The organism is Streptomyces rapamycinicus NRRL 5491, from assembly GCF_024298965.1.
Classification (GTDB): domain Bacteria; phylum Actinomycetota; class Actinomycetes; order Streptomycetales; family Streptomycetaceae; genus Streptomyces; species Streptomyces rapamycinicus.
In genome coordinates, this window is the sequence record NZ_CP085193.1 from 3,818,243 (window position 1) to 3,835,244 (window position 17,002).

Consider the following 17,002-nt stretch of genomic DNA (forward strand, 5'->3'; position numbering starts at 1 on the left):
CAATACGGACACTTCGCCCGGTGATCCATCCGGGGCGCGGGCCCCGGGCTACGGGGGCCGGCTACGGAGCCACTCGGCCGCCTGCGTTGAAGGCGGCGTGGGTGAGCGGCATCAACCCCGCCCAGTGCGCCTCCATCTTCTCCCCCACCATCTCGATCTCCCGCTGCGGGAACGAGGGCACCGCGGCCTGCTCGTGCTGGGTGCGCAGCCCCAGAAAGTGCATCAGCGAGCGGGCGTTGCAGGTGGCGTACATCGAGGAGAACAGGCCGACCGGGAGGACGGCCCTGGCCACCTCGCGGGCCACCCCGGCGGCCAGCATCTCCTGGTACGCCTCATAGGCGTGGCGGTAGGCGTCCTCCATGACCCGGCCGGTCAGCTCGTGCTGCGCCGGGGTGCCCTCGACGAACTCGTACTTCCCCGGGCGGCCCTGCTGGATCAGCTTGCGGGCCTCCCCCGGGACGTAGAACACCGGCTCCAGACGGCGGTAGCGACCGGACTCCTCGTTGTACGACCAGCCCACGCGGTGCCGCATGAACTCGCGGAAGACGAAGATCGGGGCGCTGATGAAGAAGGTCATCGAGTTGTGCTCGAACGGGCTGCCGTGGCGGTCCCGCATCAGGAAGTTGATCAGCCCCTTGGAGCGCTCCGGGTCCTTGGTGACCTCCTCGAGGGACTGCTCGCCCGCGGTGGACACCCGTGCGGCCCACAACACATCGGAGTCGGCGGCGCTGTGCTTGACCAGCTCGACGGTCACATCGCTGCGGAAACTGGCCTTCTCGATCTCGGCGGGGATCTCGGTCACCGGGCGGGTCCTTCCATGGTGCGTCGCTCAGGGCGGCGCCCAGCTTACGGGGCACCACCGACAGTCCCGCGCAGCCGAAATTTTTGACTGAAGTCGTCGGATCCGGGCACCCAATCGGTCATTCACACGTCCTACACATTGAAGTACTCACGTTCGAGGTTCCAAGGAGAGCCCGCAGATGTTCCGCCGGCGAGAGCCCGTGCCGTTCGCCTTCGTCGCCGAAGCCGACCGTTTCCGCAGCAATGTCACCCCACCACCCCGCCCCCGCGCGACACCGTCCCAGATCGCCGGACGGACCCTGATCGGGCTCACGATCGTCGCGGGGTTCATCGGCTCGTTGATGTTCGGGATACCCGCCCTCGACAGCCAGTCGCACCCCACCCACCAGATCCAGCAGTCAGAGGCGTCCGACGGACGCTGACCGGCGCTGGGATAGCCTCACCCAGCACAGGCCCATCCGGACATGTGTGTGAGTGAGGAACTCCCGTGCCCCTGCCCTTCCTGACCGCCGACCGCGCCCGTGACGACGACGCGGCGGCCGGAGCGGACCCGCTCGGCTACGAGGACCCGGACCGCTGGCGCCGTCCCTACCGGCCGGGGCCCTGGAGGGTCGGGGGCGCCGCTCTTCTGCTGCTGCTCGCCTCGTACGTCCTGTTCTCGGCCATGATCATCGCGATGGCGGGATCGCTGTCCGCGGCGGGGGTCTGCGTCGGCGTCGCGGCGCTGGTGATCGTGACAGCCGTAAGGCTGGTGCGCAGCGGTGTCGTGGTGAGTGCCCAGGGGCTGCGGCGGATCGGCCTCCTGCGCAGCACCACCGTGCGCTGGCAGGACGTCGCCGCGATACGCACGGCCCAGCAGCCGGTCCGGTGGCTGGGCCTGCCACGCACCGTCCAGGGACAGGCGCTGCTGCTCCAGCCGGTGCGCGGCGGAGTGCCGGACACCCTGTTCACCAGCCATGACGCCGACTTCCTGGGCCAGGCGGAGAGCTTCGAGAGGGCCGCCGACGCGCTCGAGGGCTGGGCTGCCGCCCACCGCTGAGCCGCCGCCACCGCTGAGCCCTACGCCGCGGAGCGGCACCGCCGAGCCCCCTCAGCCGTACCGCCGCGGGCGACCCGGGGTCAGCCCCCGGCCGCCCGCACCGGCTTGCCGTCGTGCAGGGCGATGGCGCGCTGCATCGCCTTACGGGCGCGCGCGGTGTCCCGGGCGTCGTGGTACGCCACGGCGAGCCGGAACCAGGACCGCCAGTCGTCCGGCGACTGCTCGGTCTCAGCCCGGCGCTTGGCGAAGACGGCGTCCGCCGAGTCCCGGTCGATCCGCCCGCCGGGCGTCCGCACCAGCTCGTCGACCGGGAGGCCGCCCTCCGCCTCCAGCTCCCGGGCCAGCCGGTCCGCGCTCCGCGCGAACTGCGTGGTCTGCCACAGGAACCAGGCACCGATGAGGGGCATCACCAGCACCGCGACGCCGAAGACGACGGTGACCGGGGTGCCCTCCCGGATCAGCAGCACCCCGCGGTCGCCGACCAGCACGAAGTAGACGACCAGGACGGCCGCGAGAACGAAATATGTGATCTTTGCGCGCACCGCTGTGCCCTCAGTCCAGATCGAGGAAGTGTTCCAGGCCGAAGGTCAGGCCGGGGGTGGCCACCACGCGGCGGACGCCGAGCAGGATGCCGGGCATGAAGCTGCTGTGGTGGAGGGAGTCATGGCGGATGGTGAGCGTCTCACCCTCGGCGCCCAGCAGGACCTCCTGATGGGCCAGGAGCCCGCGCAGCCGTACCGAGTGCACCGGCACCCCGTCCACGTCCGCGCCCCGCGCCCCGTCGAGCGCCGTGGCGGTGGCGTCCGGCTGCGGGGCGCAGCCGGCCTCCCGCCGGGCCTCGGCGATCAGCTGTGCGGTGCGCGCGGCCGTGCCGGAGGGGGCGTCCACCTTGTTGGGGTGGTGCAGCTCGATGACCTCGACCGACTCGAAGAACCGGGCGGCCTGGCGGGCGAACCGCATGGTCAGCACGGCGCCGATGGAGAAGTTCGGCGCGATGAGCACACCGGTGGCCGGTGCGGCGTCGAGCCAGCCGCGCAGCCGTGCCAGGCGCTCGTCCGTCCAGCCGGTGGTGCCGACGACGCCGTGGATGCCGTGGCGGACGCAGAACTCGAGGTTGTCCATCACCGAGGCCGGTTCGGTCAGCTCGACCGCCACCTCGGCGCCCGCCTCGACCAGGGCCTCGAGCTGGTCGCCCCGACCCAGCGCGGCGACCAGTTCCAGGTCCTCGGCGGCCTCCACGGCCCGTACGGCCTCGGAGCCGATCCGGCCCTTGGCGCCGAGGACGGCCACACGCAGCTTGCTCATCGATCCTGTTTCCTTCGATCCGGGAGGCTCTGGCACGGGCTGAACCGACGTACGGACTACGCCGGCTGACGGGCTACGCCGACTGACGGGCTAGGCGACGGCCTCGTCGAGACGCGCCGCCTGCTTGTCCTTCAGCGGGCCGATGACGGACAGCGAAGGACGCCGTCCCAGTACATCGCGCGCCACCTCGCGCACCTCGTCCGGGGTGACCTCCGCGATCCGCTCGAGCATGTCGTCCACCGACATCTGCTCGCCCCAGCACAGCTCGCTCTTGCCGATCCGGTTCATCAGCGCGCCGGTGTCCTCCAGGCCCAGCACGGTGGAGCCGGAGAGCTGGCCGACGGCGCGCCGCAGCTCCTCGTCGCTCAGGCCGTTCTCCGCGACCTGGACGAGCTCGTCGCGGCAGATCTTGAGGACGTCGTGCACCTGGTTCGGGCGGCAGCCGGCGTAGACGCCGAAGAGTCCGCAGTCGGCGAAGCTGGAGGTGTAGGAGTAGACGCTGTAGGCGAGGCCGCGCTTCTCCCGGACCTCCTGGAAGAGCCGGGAGCTCATCCCGCCGCCGAGCGCGGTGTTGAGCACCCCGAGCGCCCAGCGGCGGTCGTCGGTGCGCGGGATGCCGGGCATGCCGAGGACGACATGGGCCTGCTCGGTCTTGCGGTTCAGCAGCCCGACCTTGCCCGCCGTACGGATCGCACGGGTGCCGGCGCGCGGGGCGACCGGGGCCGCGTCGGCGCGGGACAGGGCCCCCGCCCTGTCGAACGCGGCGTGCACCTGGCGTACGACGTCGTCGTGGTCCACGTTGCCCGCGGCGGCGACGACCAGGTGAGTGGGGTCGTAGTGCTTCCGGTAGAAGCGGGCGATCTGGTCACGGCCCAGGGCGTTGACGGTGTCGACGGTGCCCAGGACCGGGCGGCCGAGCGGGGTGTCGCCGAGCATGGTGTGGGCGAACAGGTCGTGCACACAGTCGCCCGGGTCGTCCTCGGTCATCGCGATCTCTTCGAGGACGACACCGCGCTCCGCGTCGACGTCCGCGGCGTTGATCACCGAGCCGGTCAGCATGTCGCAGACGACGTCGATGGCCAGCGGCAGATCGGTGTCGAGCACCCGCGCGTAGTAGCAGGTGTACTCCTTGGCGGTGAAGGCGTTCATCTCGCCGCCGACCGCGTCGATGGCGGCGGAGATGTCCAGCGCGGTGCGCCGCCGGGTGCCCTTGAAGAGCAGGTGCTCCAGATAGTGGGTGGCTCCGCCGAGCGTACGGGTCTCGTCGCGCGAGCCGACGTGCGCCCAGATGCCGAAGGTGGCCGAGCGCACGGAGGGGAGGGTCTCGGTGACGACGCGCAGGCCCCCGGGGAGGGTCGTCCTGCGGACCGTGCCGATGCCGTTCTCGCCCTCGAGAAGCGTTTGGGTACGGGCGACGGCCCGCGCCTCCGAGGAGGTGCGGGCCGTCGTGCCGTCGTCACGGGACGTCACTTGGCAGCTTCGTCCTTCGTCTGGGGCTTGGCCTCGGCCTGGGACTCGTCCGCGTCCGCGCCCTCCTCGTCCTCGAGGACCGGGATGAGGGAGAGCTTGCCGCGCTGGTCGATCTCGGCGATCTCGACCTGGACCTTGGCGCCGACCTTCAGCACGTCCTCGACGTTCTCCACACGCTTGCCGCCGGCGAGCTTGCGGATCTGCGAGATGTGCAGCAGGCCGTCCTTGCCCGGGAGCAGGGAGACGAACGCGCCGAAGGTGGTGGTCTTCACGACCGTGCCCAGGTAGCGCTCGCCGACCTCCGGCATGGTCGGGTTGGCGATGCCGTTGATGGTCGCGCGGGCGGCCTCGGCGGCCGGGCCGTCGGCGGCACCGATGTAGATCGTGCCGTCGTCCTCGATGGTGATGTCGGCGCCGGTGTCCTCCTGGATCTGGTTGATCATCTTGCCCTTGGGGCCGATGACCTCACCGATCTTGTCGACCGGGATCTTCACGGTGATGATCCGCGGCGCGTTGGGGGACATCTCGTCCGGGACGTCGATGGCCTCGTTCATCACATCGAGGATGTGCAGCCGGGCGTCGCGGGCCTGCTTGAGGGCCGCGGCCAGCACGGACGCCGGAATGCCGTCCAGCTTGGTGTCCAGCTGCAGCGCGGTGACGAACTGCTTGGTGCCGGCGACCTTGAAGTCCATGTCGCCGAAAGCGTCCTCCGCACCGAGGATGTCGGTGAGGGTGACGTAGTGGGTCTCGCCGTCGATCTCCTGGGAGATCAGGCCCATGGCGATGCCCGCGACCGGGGCCTTCAGCGGCACGCCGGCGTTGAGCAGCGACATCGTCGAGGCACAGACTGACCCCATGGAGGTCGAGCCGTTGGAGCCGAGCGCCTCGGAGACCTGGCGGATGGCGTACGGGAACTCCTCGCGCGTCGGCAGCACCGGCAGCAGCGCCCGCTCGGCCAGGGCGCCGTGGCCGATCTCGCGGCGCTTGGGGGAGCCGACGCGGCCGGTCTCACCGGTGGAGTACGGCGGGAAGTTGTAGTTGTGCATGTAGCGCTTGCGGGTCTCGGGCGCGAGCGTGTCCAGCTGCTGCTCCATGCGGAGCATGTTCAGCGTGGTGACGCCCAGGATCTGGGTCTCGCCGCGCTCGAACAGCGCCGAGCCGTGGACCCGCGGAATCGCCTCGACCTCGGCGGCGAGCGTACGGATGTCCGTGACGCCGCGGCCGTCGATGCGCTTCTTCTCCTTGATGACGCGCTCGCGCACCACGGCCTTGGTCAGCGCGCGGTACGCCGCCGAGATCTCCTTCTCGCGCCCCTCGAACTGCGGCAGCAGCTTCTCGGCGGCCACGCCCTTGACGCGGTCCAGCTCGGTCTCGCGCTCCTGCTTGCCCGCGATGGTCAGCGCCTGGGCCAGCTCGTCGCGGACGGCGGCGGTGAGCGCCTCCAGGACGTCGTCCTGGTAGTCGAGGAAGATCGGGAACTCGGCGGTCGGCTTGGCGGCCTTGGCGGCGAGGTCGGCCTGCGCCTTGCACAGGACCTTGATGAAGGGCTTCGACGCCTCCAGGCCGGCGGCGACGATCTCCTCGGTGGGAGCCTCGGCGCCGTCCTTGACCAGCTGGATGGTCTTGTCGGTGGCCTCGGCCTCGACCATCATGATCGCGACATCGCCGTCCTCGAGCACCCGGCCGGCGACGACCATGTCGAAGACGGCCTCCTCCAGCTCGGAGTGGGTCGGGAAGGCCACCCACTGGCCCCTGATCAGGGCGACGCGGGTGCCGCCGATGGGGCCCGAGAAGGGCAGCCCGGCGAGCTGTGTGGAGCAGGAGGCGGCGTTGATCGCGACCACGTCGTAGAGGTGGTCGGGGTTGAGCGCCATGATCGTCTCGACGACCTGGATCTCGTTGCGCAGGCCCTTCTTGAAGGACGGGCGCAGCGGGCGGTCGATCAGACGGCAGGTGAGGATCGCGTCCTCGGAGGGGCGGCCCTCACGGCGGAAGAACGAGCCGGGGATGCGCCCCGCCGCGTACATCCGCTCCTCGACATCGACCGTGAGCGGGAAGAAGTCGAGTTGATCCTTGGGGTTCTTGGAAACGGTGGTGGCCGACAGCACCATGGTGTCGTCGTCCAGGTAGGCCACGGCCGAACCGGCGGCCTGACGGGCCAGGCGGCCCGTCTCGAAACGGATGGTGCGGGTGCCGAAGGTGCCGTTGTCGATGACCGCTTCGGCGTAGTGGGTCTCGTTCTCCACCAGGGAAATCTCCTCTTCTGCGTCCCTCGTCCGTGTGACGGTGGACGGTGGTGGAGCAGCGCCCCGGGCCTTACTGGCCGGCGGCCGGGCCGGTCTTCGATCGAAGCCACCGGGATTGCCAGTTCCGGGAGCCACTACCGAGGACCGGCTCCTGTGGCGCCGGTGCGGCGGGAATGAGGCGCTCCTCCTCGTTCGTTATGGCGTTGTTGGGACCAGACTACAAAGCTTCGGCCGTCATCACGACGGCTGTGTCGTCCGACCCCTACGGTACGTAGCGACAACGCTACGCACCGGCGCGAAGACCGTACGGGTCACCATGGGTTCACCTTTGGCTGAAACCGTACGGCGCCGCGTATGGCAAAGGGAGCGGCCCCCGTCGCGGGAACCGCTCCCTGCTTGGCGTCTTACTTGGCGCCCGCCGCACCGCGGCGGATGCCCAGGCGCTCGACCAGCGCACGGAAGCGCGTGATGTCCTTCTTCGCCAGGTACTGCAGCAGGCGGCGGCGCTGGCCGACCAGGAGCAGCAGACCCCGGCGGGAGTGGTGGTCGTGCTTGTGGGTCTTGAGGTGCTCGGTGAGGTCGGAGATGCGGCGCGTGAGCAGCGCGACCTGGACCTCGGGGGAGCCGGTGTCGCCCTCCTTGGTGGCGAACTCGGTCATGATCTGCTTCTTGGTAGCGGCGTCGAGCGACACTCGGTACTCCTTGCTTTCGTCATCAGCCGCCGAGTGCCCCTGGTCGTTGTCTCAGGGGATCTTCCGTGACTCGGGAGGCGGGGTCCGCTGGGCGCTGTCTCCCGAGACTCGAGGCCTCCGGGGACGCGTACGCAAACGGCCAGGACACAGGGTACCAGCGTCTTGGTGGAAGGCGTGTGGGGGTGGGCCGGCGGGGTGTCCGGGGCCTACGGATCCTAGAAGATACGGCTCCTAGAAGACCGGCATGGCGGTGAGCGTGCCGTTGTGCAGCATGAAGACGCGGTTGCCGGCCGCGGCCAGCGCCCAACGGCCCTCGGTGCCCTGAGTGTAGGGCCAGGCGAGGCTTCCGCCGCGGACGTCCACCGCCGCGACGCCTCGTGAACCGGCCTCCCCCGCGCCCGCCCAGACGCTGTTCCCCGCGATCACCGGGGCGTCCCGGGAGCTGTCCTCGGAGGCGAAGGTGAGCGTCCAGGCGTCCGTACCGTCGTCCGTACGGCGGGCCGAGAGATCGGTGGCGTCCACGGCGTAGACGACGTCCTTCGCGACGACGGGTGCGCTCCAGCCGCGCCCGCCACCGCTGGGCTGGGCCCATTTCTTCCCGCCCGTGGACAGCGTGAGCGCGGTAAGGGAGCGGCCGCCCAGGTAGACGGTGCCGTCGGCGACGGCGGGGGCCAGGGCCGTGGTTCCGTGCCGTGCGGGTCCCCAGACGGTTTTCCCACGGGCGGCGTCGACCGCCACGACCTGGCCGTCCCCACCGCAGACCACCAGACGGCCGGTGGCGGCCGCGGCCGCCGCCGGGCTCTTCTCGGAGGTCTTCACCGGCGAGGGCACCGTCCACAGGGTCGTATGAGACGTCAGCGCGACGGCGCGCAGTTCACCGCCACGGGTGGCGACGTAGACGGCCTTGTCGTCCACCGCGAGCAGCGTCGCCGCGTTCGCGGCCGGCGCCTGCCACCGCTCCTCGCCGTTCCGGGCGTCCAACGCGTGCAGCGCGCCCTTGCCGTCGACCGTAAGGACGGTGTCATCGGATACGGCGAGGAGGCGCCCGGTCAGTCCGGCCACCCGGGAGGTCCAGCGGGCCCGGCCGGTGCGGACGGCGTAGGCCCGTAGACGGCCGCCCGCGGCCGGGGCCACGACGACGTCATGAACCGGAAGCGGGGCGGGCGTCCGCGCATCGGCGGCGCCGATGGATCCGAGGCTCACGGGGCCCCACAGAGGCGACGGGGTCGTCCCCTCGTTGTAGTGGGCCAGCGGCTCGGCCTCCCATGGCCGCCCCCCGGCCTCCGCCTCGTCGCCGCGCAGCAGCCACCACGCGACCCCTCCCCCACCCGCCGCGAGCACGGCGCCGCCCGCGGCGAGCGTGCCGATGAGCCGCCGCCTGGAGGGACCCGACCGGTCACCGGGCAGGGCCGCCATGCGCCGGGCGTCCGCCTCGCGCCGCGCGATGTCCTTCGCGAGCGGTCCGCTCCTCCAGACCCGGTCCGCGCCCCGGGGCGGCGCCAGCACCCCGCCGATCCGGTCGAGACCGGGCCGGGCCCCGGGGTCCTTGGCCAGACAGGGCTCGACCAGGGACCGCAGCGCCCCGGGCACCGCGCCCAACTCCGGCTCGCCGTGCACCACCTGGTACTGCACGGCGGCCACATGGCCGCCCTCGTAGACCGGCCGTCCGCCCGCCGCGTAGGCGAGGACCACTCCGAGGGAGAACACATCGCCCGCGGGGCCGGTCCGCTGCCCCAGGACCTGCTCGGGCGGGGCGTAACCGGGGGTGGCGACGGTCTGCCCGGTGGTGGTCAGCGTCAGCCCGTGCTCGGGCCGGGCGATCCCGAAGTCGATGATCCTGGGGCCGCGGGAGGTGAGCACGATGTTGGACGGTTTGAGGTCCCGGTGGACCAGCCCGGCACCGTGGATGTCGTGGAGCGTGCGGACGAGCGCGGCTCCCAACGCCCTTACGGCGGACTCCTCCAGTGCTCCGTACCGCTCCACGGCCTGGTCGAGGGTGGGTCCGGCGAGGAACTCCGTGGCGATCCACGGCCGCCCGCCCTCGGTTCGCGCCGCGAGCACCCGCGCCACCCCGTCGCCCCGCACGGCCTGGGCCGCGTGTGCCTCGCGCACGAAGCGCTGGGCCATATGGGGGTCGTGGGCCACTTCGGGCCGCAGCACCTTGATCGCCGCGATCCCGCCCTCGGAATCCCGCCCCAGGTAGACCTGGCCCATGCCGCCCGCGCCGAGCACACCGGTGAGGCGGTACGGGCCGAGGCGCAGCGGATCGCCGGTGCCGAGAGGGTTCATGGACGGAGGCTCCTAGGGGTGGGACGGCGCGGTGGGACGAGTCCGGGGCCCGGTCATTCGAGGGGGATGGCGCATACGGTGGAGCCGCCCGCGACGATCAGCCGGCCGGCACCCCGATGGATGGTCATGGTGGGGTTGAGCGAGGCCATGGCGGTGCCGGGGCCCTGGAACGTCCAGGCCGCCTTGTGGCCGCGGAGGTCGATCGCCGACGCCCATTGGTCGGTGCCGACGTCGGGGAAGGCGTAGAGGTACCTCTTGCCGAGGGCGGGCGGAGGCTGGAAGTTGAGCGCGGGGCCCGTGCCCTTCTTCTGCTCCCACAGCAGCTTTCCGCTCTTGGCGTCCACGGCGACCAGGCCGGTGCCCGTCTCCAGGCTGTAGACCACGCCGTCCCTGAGCAGGGGCGGTCCGTATCGCGCGGAGTCGGGCTCGTCCTTGTCGCCGGCCTTACGGCCCTCACCGAACCGCCAGGCGACCTCGCCGTCGGAGAGCCGCACGGCGAAGAGGTCTTTCCCACCGGTGTAGAGGAGCCCGTCCGAGAAGGTGTGGCGCTGCGTCCCCGGAAGGATGCGGTAGCTCTCCTTGGCCAGCATCCTCGACCAGCGGCGCCTGCCGTCGGCGGCGCCGACCACGGTGACCCGCTCGCGGAAGGAGAGCACGAGCGAGGAGCCCGCGGGGGTCGCGAGGGGGTCCTGGAACTCGGGGGTGTCGCCGGCCCGGCGCCACCGCTCCTCCCCCGTGCGCGCGTCGACGGCCACACGCACGAGGCCCTTACGGCCCGTCCCTTCCAGGAAGACCGCGTCCGAGGTGGCGGCGAGCAGCCGTACGTCGTCCACCTCCAGGTCCTTGACCGTGGCGAGCGGCGTCCGGAAGTTGCCCGTCCCAGGATCCACCGGGGCGATGCGGACATGATCGGCGCTGGAGTCACAGGCGAGCAGCCGCCGGCCGTCGGAGACGGCGTGCTGTGCCTTCGTCACCAGGTCGTTGGCGCCGCGCCTGGCTCCGGTGCCGGGGTCGATCCAGTACAGCCCGGTGTCGGCGATGACCGCGGTGTGGTCCCCGGCGAGGAGGACGGCGCATTCGGCCATGGACGTGGTGGAGGGCGGGGTGAACTTCCAGGACATGCGCGGCGGGGTGCCGGGCGGACGGGTGGGGGACGCGGGCGCCGGGGCGGCGGTACCGCTCGCGCCGTCGCCGGGGCGGAGCCAGACCCAAGTGGCGGCAGCGGCGACGGCCGCGACGGCTCCGCCCCCTCCGATCGTGACGGCCTTACGGCGGGAGATCCCGGACGGCCCACGCGGACGGTCCACGCCGGCCGTGGTCTCCTCGTCCACGGGCGCGGGCGTCCTGGACGGCTGGATCTCCCATACGGCAGTCCCCAGCCGGGCTATCTCCGCCAGGACGGGGTCCGGCAGATGATCGGCGAAGTGGCCTCCCCCGGCGTGCAGCAGCGGCCCGAGCTCGGCCGTACCGGGCCGCTGCCGGGGGTCCTTGGCGAAGCACGGCTCCAGTACGGTGCGCAGTCCCCCCGGCAGCCCGGACAGGTCGGGGTCGGTGTACCGCACCCGGTAGAGCAGATCGGCGGGCTGTCCGCCGCCGAAGGGCGGGCGGCCGGTGGCCGCGAAGACGAGCACTCCGGCGAGGGCGAACACATCGCCCGCGGCGGTGTGTTCACCACCGGAGACCTGTTCGGGCGACATATAGGCGGGCGTTCCGGCCGCCGCGCCCGTACGGGTGAGCCGGTCGTCGCCCACCGCGCGGGCGATGCCGAAGTCGATGACCTTGGGGCCGAGTGCGGTCAGCAGGATGTTGGAGGGCTTGAGGTCGCGGTGGACCACATCGGACCGGTGCAGCTGCGCGAGCGCCTCGCACAGGGCGGCTCCCAGCGCCCGCACGGCTCGTTCGGGCAGGGCGCCACAGAGCGCGACCGCGTCGTCCAGTGGCGGGCCGAGGACGTATTCGGTGGCGAGCCAGGGGGTCGGGGCGAGCGTGTCCGCGTCGATGACCTGCGCTCCGTGCCGTCCGCCGATGACCCGCGCGGCGTCGGTCTCCAGCCGGAAGCGGGTGCGGAACTCCGCCTCCGCCGCGAACCGCGCGTGCATGGTCTTCAGCGCGACCGTACGGCCGCCGGATGAGCGCCCCAGGTACACCGTGCCCATGCCGCCGCTGCCGAGCCGGGCGACAAGGGTGTACGGACCGAGGCGCTGGGGGTCGTCATGGGTGAGGGGATGGGCCATCGGTATCAGTCCACCGGCAGTGCGTAGAAGGCTTGGTCGTTCCTGACGAGGGCCACACCGGGCGCGATGAGGACGGAACCGCTGAGGGCCCCGGCCGACGCCCCCTCGGTCGCGGGGGCGAAGCGCCAGCGCAGTGAGCCGTCCGCCGCGTCCAGCGCCTCCACCTCCGAGGCGTTGACCTGGAAGACGGTCCGGCCGGAATGGCTCAGCGCTGTTTCGCTCTCCGACATGGGTGAGGCCGCGTCGACGGCCGCCCGGCGGCGCCAGAGAAGCCTGCCGCGGGTCACGTCGATGGCGTAGGTGACGGCGCTGCCGTCGGTCACGTAGAGCGTCCGGCCGTGCAGCGCGCCATCGGTGTACAAGAAGTCCTCGCAACTGAAGCGCCATCGCCTGCTGCCCGTGGATATCTCGTGGGCGGAGACGACGTCCGAGGCGAAGGTGATCAGGAGGTCCCCGGAGACGATCTCCGTCGGATCGTCCGCGACGGTGAGGAGCCCCTTGTAGGTCCGCGTCCACAGCTTGGCACCGTCGCGCCGGCCGAGGGCCAGATAGGTCCATGGGGTGTTGGGCGCGGACGCGCTGCGGTTCGACAGCAGGAGGGAGTCCTCGCGGAGCACCGCGAAGTGTTCCTCGGAGCCACCGAATCCGCCGGGGACCGGGGTGCGCCACCGCTCCTTGCGGGTCTTGAGGTCATAGGCGACGACGGTGGCGGTCTTCTCCTCGTCCTGGGCCAGGAACCAGAGGGTCCTTCCGTCGGCCGCCAGCGGATAGCGGAAGCGCTGGCGCTTCTCGCCGTCGTAGGCCCGCTCCACCCATTTGACCTGCCCGGTGCGCGCCGACAGGGCGATGAGTTCCCTGATTCCCGGCTTCAGCACAAGGTCACCGCCGAGCGGGCTGAGGTCGCCGACACCCCACACGTTGTCGCGGGTCCACATCTTCTTCCCGTCGCGGACCCTCACCGCCGTCACCTCGCCCGCACCCGGCAGAAGCAGGTGGCTGTTCCTCCAGAGCAGTGGCGGGCCGTCGATCTCGGTCTCGACGCGGCGGCGCCACAGCGGAGCGGGGGCGACCCCGCGCAGGGCGAGGGGCTCGGGCGGGGCGGGCGGATCGTCCGCCACGGCCCGCCACAGGGCCGTTCCGCCGACCCCCAGGGCCAGTCCCGCGGCGCCGGTGAGGGCGGTGACGGCCACGGAGCGCCGGGACGGCCGCCGCCCCGCGGCAGGCGGGCGGCCGGCGGCCTCCGTGACGTCCGGTGGCGGAATCTCGGCGGGGTGATGCGCGGCCTGCTCGGCGAGGGCCGCCTCGACGGCGTCGGGCACGCGTCCCGGGGTGGCGGGCGCCGGAGTCGAGCGGAACTCCCGGGCGAGCGTGTCGGGTTGGGGGCGATGTGCCGGGTCCGGGGAGAGACAGGCGGCGATGGGCTCGCGCAGCCCCGGCGGCAGGGCGGCGGGCCCGGTGTCCTTACGGCCGGTCGCGGCGTAGGCCAGCACGGCACCCAGGGCGTAGACGTCACCGTAAGGGCGCGGCGGTTCGCCGGCCCGCTGCTCGGGCGGCAGCGCGGGCTGGTCGCGGTGGGCCGTGGCCGGGTGGCTGAGGTGCGAGGTCGCGGGGCGGCCTCCATGAGGTGTGGCGGGGCGGATGCCGGTGGCGGCCCGGACGAGCCCGTAGCCGGTCAGCCGGGGGCCCTCCCGCGTGAGAAGCACCGCCTGGGGCGATATCCCGGCGTGGACGAGGCCGTTGGCGTGCGCGACCGCGAGGGTTTCCGCGAGAGCCGCGCCCAGCGCGCGCACGGTGTCCTCGGGGAGCGGCCCGCCGTGCGCGGCCAGCGCCGCGGGCAGCGTCAGGGCGGGGAAGCAGTCGTGGGCGACCCAGGGAAGCTCCGCCTCGGGCGGGGCGACGTCGACGACCGGAGCCGCCCAAGGGCCAGGCAGCCGACGGGAGTTCTCGGCCTCGGCCCGGAACCGCACCCGGTATCCGGCGTCGTCGGCCGACGCCGCGGGCGGCAGCGCCAGGACGACGGTACGGCCCGTTCGCGTGTCGCGGGCGAGGCAGCGGCGCGCGTCATCGGCGTGCCCGGGCACATCCAGGGTGGCGAGGATGCGATACGGGCCGACCCCCTGTCCTCCGTCGTGGTCGGCGCGCCGTGGAGTGTCGTGATCGGTCCGTCCCGTACGACGGTCCAGAATCGGCGGTTCCATGCGTCCTTCCTAATCGAGCGGCAGCGCGTAGACGCTTCCGCTCCCGGCGACGACGACCCTGTTATCCGTCAACGCGACCTTACGGCGGGCCGATTGGGAGCGCGGGCCCGGATCGGCACCGGCGTCGGTGAAGCGCCACAGCAAGGAGCCGTCCTCGGCGTCGAACGCGTCCACCTCGGCGTCACCGGCCATCAGCACCCTGCGTCCAGCCGGGCTGACCAGGGTGTCGGGTGTGCGCGGCGCGGCGAGCGCCTTCATCACAAAGCCATAGACGCGCTGCCACCGGATCTCGCCGGTGGCCGCCTCGACCGCGTGGAGGGCGAAACCGCCGTCGGCGACATACGCGGTCTTCCCATGGACGAGCGGAACCCCGAAGTCGGCGGGACGGCCCTTGGGTCCCTTCCCCTTGGAGCCGACGGACCACAGGGAGGCCGTGTCCCGGGCCGCGTCGAAGCCCCGGAGGGTGTTTCCGAGGGCCGCGATGATCGTACGACGGGCGTCGGTGGTGACGAGCCCCTGCGTGGTCATGCCCGGATAGGCCCGCTGCCACAGCTCCTTTCCGCGGTCGCGGCTGAGCGCGACGGCCTTATTGGTGCCCGCATTGGTGCCCGCCCCCTCCCGGTCGCCGCCGGCCATCACCACCAGCGCGTCCTTCAGCAAATGGCCCTCGTTCAAACCCGAGGCGAGGGGCTCGCGCCACAACTCCGCGCGCTCATGGACGTCATAGGCGACCACGACGCGGTCTCCGTCTCCGCGCTCGCCCCTTACGGTCGCCGTGAACCAGACCGTGCTCCCGGCCACCGCGAGCAGCCCCGTGAAGGAGCTCCGTGCGCCCTGCCGGAAGTCGCTCGAGCGCCAGCGGACCCGACCGGTCCGCGGCTCCAGCGCCACCAGCCCGTCCCCGGGGACGACCAGCGCGTCCCCATCGGCCACCCAGGGCTGCCCCGCCGGGCGCAGCCCGTCCCGCGTCCACAGCCGCTTGCCCGTACGGAGATCGATCCCGACGACCGCCCCCTTCCCCGTGAGGACGGCGACCGCGTCGCGCCAGATGAGCGGGGCGTACGCCGACGCCACCCCTTTGACGTCGTAGCGCCACAGGGGCGTGGGCGGCGCGCCCGGAAGCCGGCGGCTGGGGCGGTGGGCGGCGAGGCGCTGGGCCGGCGTGAGCGGTGCGGGCGCGTCCGGGGCCGTCGCCAGCCACGTGGCGCCGCCGCCGACGGCGACTCCGGCCGTACCGCCGGCGACGCCCAGCAGGAGGCGGCGCCGGGAAGGGCTGAGGGACGGGGCGAAGGTCTTCCCGGACGAGGCACCCCCGGTCCCGGCAGCGGTCCCGGCCTCACGCACCGGCCCGGGGACGGGGACGGCCGAAGGCGCGGCGCCGCGCTCCGGCCACGCCCGGTGCGCGGCGGTACCCGGTCCCACCGGCACGTCCGCCGTCGCCGGGGACGGCGCCTCCACCGACTCGATCTCCGCCGCCAGCACCGCCGAGGACAGCTCGGACAGCGCGGCGATCACCCGCCCCGGCAGCCATCCCGGCCCCAGCGCGCCCACGGCCCGGCTGATGCCACCCGAGCCGTCCAGGGCGGTCATCCCCGGGCCCGCTCCCCACCCCGCGCCACCGTCCGGACCCGCGGATCCCGCGTCGACAACCGTCTGCGGAGCACCCGTGGGCGCCCTCACCGCGCTTGGGGGGAGAGGGACGCTTACGCCGCGCATCAGCTCGTCCAGCAGCGCCCGCGCCGTCGGCCGGTCGGCCGGATCCTGGGCCAGACACCGGACCACGGCGCCCCGCAACTCCTCCGGCAGATCCTCGGCGTCCGGCCGCCGACGCCCGGTCGCCGCGTACGCCAGCACCGCGCCCAGCGCGAAGACGTCACCCAGTGGCCGCGGCCGCCCGCCCGCGGCCTGTTCCGGCGGCAGGGCGTCGTCCTCCAGCCCCGGGAGCCCCACCCGCGCCTCGCCGTCCGGCGCGGCGGCCCGCACCGCGCCGTAGCCCACCAACCGCGGGCCGTCCCCCGCGAGGAAGACCGTGCCCGGTGCGACACCCGCGTGCGCGAAGCCCGCCGTGTGCACCTCCGCCAGCGTCTCGGCCAGCGCCGCTCCCAACGCCCTTACGGTGCGCACGGGAAGCGGCCCCCCGTTCGCCTCCAGCACCGCGGGCAGCGACAGCATCGGCAGGAACGGCGTGGCGCTCCAGGGCTGCCCGGTATCCCCGCCCGAGACCTCGGCGACGGGAGCGAGCCACAGCGGAGGCCGCCCGCCGCCCAGCAGCCGCGCGTTCTCCGCCTCCGCCCGGAAGCGCTCCCGGTACGCGACGTCGTCCGCGAACTCTTGCGACGGCGCGGTGACGACGACCGTACGGTCCCCCGCCGCACCGCGCGCGATGAAGCGGCTCTCCGCAGCGGGAACTTCATCCGCGTCCGGCCCCAGTCGCGCGATGACGTGATACGGGCCGAGCCGCCGCGGATCGCCCTGACTCAGCGGCTCCACAGACGCCCCCTGTGTCCGCGGGGACGATTGTGTCCGCGGGGACGATCCAGGCGGCCGGGGCGGCGTACCGCCTCGGCCATGGCTCCGCTTCTCCGCGTGCTGTAGTCCGCACTCATGCGGAAGGCCCCCCGCCTTCGATCCATCCCGTCGCCCGCCCGCGTTACGCCCGTGGCGCCACCCTACCGGGGCCCTTGTCACCGTGTTCGATTGCCGCGTCACGCGTTGTCGACAACACTGT

General features: G+C 72.6%; 12 protein-coding genes. 2 read left to right on the forward strand and 10 right to left on the reverse strand.

Translation table 11 applies throughout. The features are described from left to right. Positions 1 to 61 precede the first annotated feature (61 nt). Positions 62 to 802, reverse strand: a complete 741-nt coding sequence (gene thyX, locus LIV37_RS15370) for an FAD-dependent thymidylate synthase (protein WP_020868046.1) — start codon at positions 800 to 802, stop codon at positions 62 to 64. A gap of 178 nt (positions 803 to 980) precedes the next feature. Between thyX and LIV37_RS15375 the strand changes: the two genes are divergently transcribed. Together LIV37_RS15375 and LIV37_RS15380 are read left to right on the forward strand one after the other, a co-directional pair. Then, complete coding sequence (locus tag LIV37_RS15375; RefSeq protein ID WP_020868047.1) at positions 981 to 1,223, forward strand: hypothetical protein; 243 nt, start codon at positions 981 to 983, stop codon at positions 1,221 to 1,223. 65 nt (positions 1,224 to 1,288) lie between these two features. After that, positions 1,289 to 1,840 carry a hypothetical protein gene (locus LIV37_RS15380; RefSeq protein ID WP_020868048.1) on the forward strand — a complete coding sequence of 184 codons (552 nt, stop codon included), beginning with the start codon at positions 1,289 to 1,291 and terminating at the stop codon, positions 1,838 to 1,840. Positions 1,841 to 1,920: 80 nt separating this feature from the next. On the opposite strand, the gene LIV37_RS15385 is transcribed toward LIV37_RS15380, so the two are convergent. The 9 genes from LIV37_RS15385 to LIV37_RS15425 all read right to left on the reverse strand — a co-directional run bounded on the left by LIV37_RS15385 (position 1,921) and on the right by LIV37_RS15425 (position 16,764). Continuing rightward, a complete protein-coding gene (locus LIV37_RS15385; RefSeq protein ID WP_020868049.1) occupies positions 1,921 to 2,382 on the reverse strand; it encodes a tetratricopeptide repeat protein in 462 nt (153 codons plus the stop codon). Between the two features lie 10 nt (positions 2,383 to 2,392). After that, a complete protein-coding gene (gene dapB, locus LIV37_RS15390) occupies positions 2,393 to 3,145 on the reverse strand; it encodes a 4-hydroxy-tetrahydrodipicolinate reductase (protein ID WP_020868050.1) in 753 nt (250 codons plus the stop codon). 90 nt (positions 3,146 to 3,235) lie between these two features. Next, positions 3,236 to 4,615: a M16 family metallopeptidase gene (locus LIV37_RS15395; RefSeq protein WP_020868051.1), complete on the reverse strand. Its 1,380-nt coding sequence runs from the start codon at positions 4,613 to 4,615 to the stop codon at positions 3,236 to 3,238. Continuing rightward, positions 4,612 to 6,861, reverse strand: coding sequence for a polyribonucleotide nucleotidyltransferase (locus tag LIV37_RS15400; RefSeq protein WP_020868052.1), 2,250 nt, complete (start codon positions 6,859 to 6,861; stop codon positions 4,612 to 4,614). Before LIV37_RS15400 ends, LIV37_RS15395 begins: the two co-directional genes overlap by 4 nt. A gap of 404 nt (positions 6,862 to 7,265) precedes the next feature. After that, a complete protein-coding gene (gene rpsO, locus LIV37_RS15405) occupies positions 7,266 to 7,553 on the reverse strand; it encodes a 30S ribosomal protein S15 (RefSeq protein WP_020868053.1) in 288 nt (95 codons plus the stop codon). Between the two features lie 231 nt (positions 7,554 to 7,784). Continuing rightward, positions 7,785 to 9,842 (reverse strand): serine/threonine-protein kinase, encoded by a 2,058-nt coding sequence (locus LIV37_RS15410; protein WP_020868054.1) that lies wholly within the window; start codon positions 9,840 to 9,842, stop codon positions 7,785 to 7,787. Positions 9,843 to 9,895: 53 nt separating this feature from the next. After that, positions 9,896 to 12,076 (reverse strand): protein kinase domain-containing protein, encoded by a 2,181-nt coding sequence (locus LIV37_RS15415; protein ID WP_020868055.1) that lies wholly within the window; start codon positions 12,074 to 12,076, stop codon positions 9,896 to 9,898. 5 nt (positions 12,077 to 12,081) lie between these two features. Next, positions 12,082 to 14,274, reverse strand: coding sequence for an outer membrane protein assembly factor BamB family protein (locus LIV37_RS15420; protein WP_020868056.1), 2,193 nt, complete (start codon positions 14,272 to 14,274; stop codon positions 12,082 to 12,084). 9 nt (positions 14,275 to 14,283) lie between these two features. Further along, entirely contained in the window at positions 14,284 to 16,764 is a 2,481-nt protein-coding gene (locus LIV37_RS15425) for an outer membrane protein assembly factor BamB family protein (RefSeq protein ID WP_020868057.1), read from the reverse strand. Positions 16,765 to 17,002 lie beyond the last annotated feature (238 nt).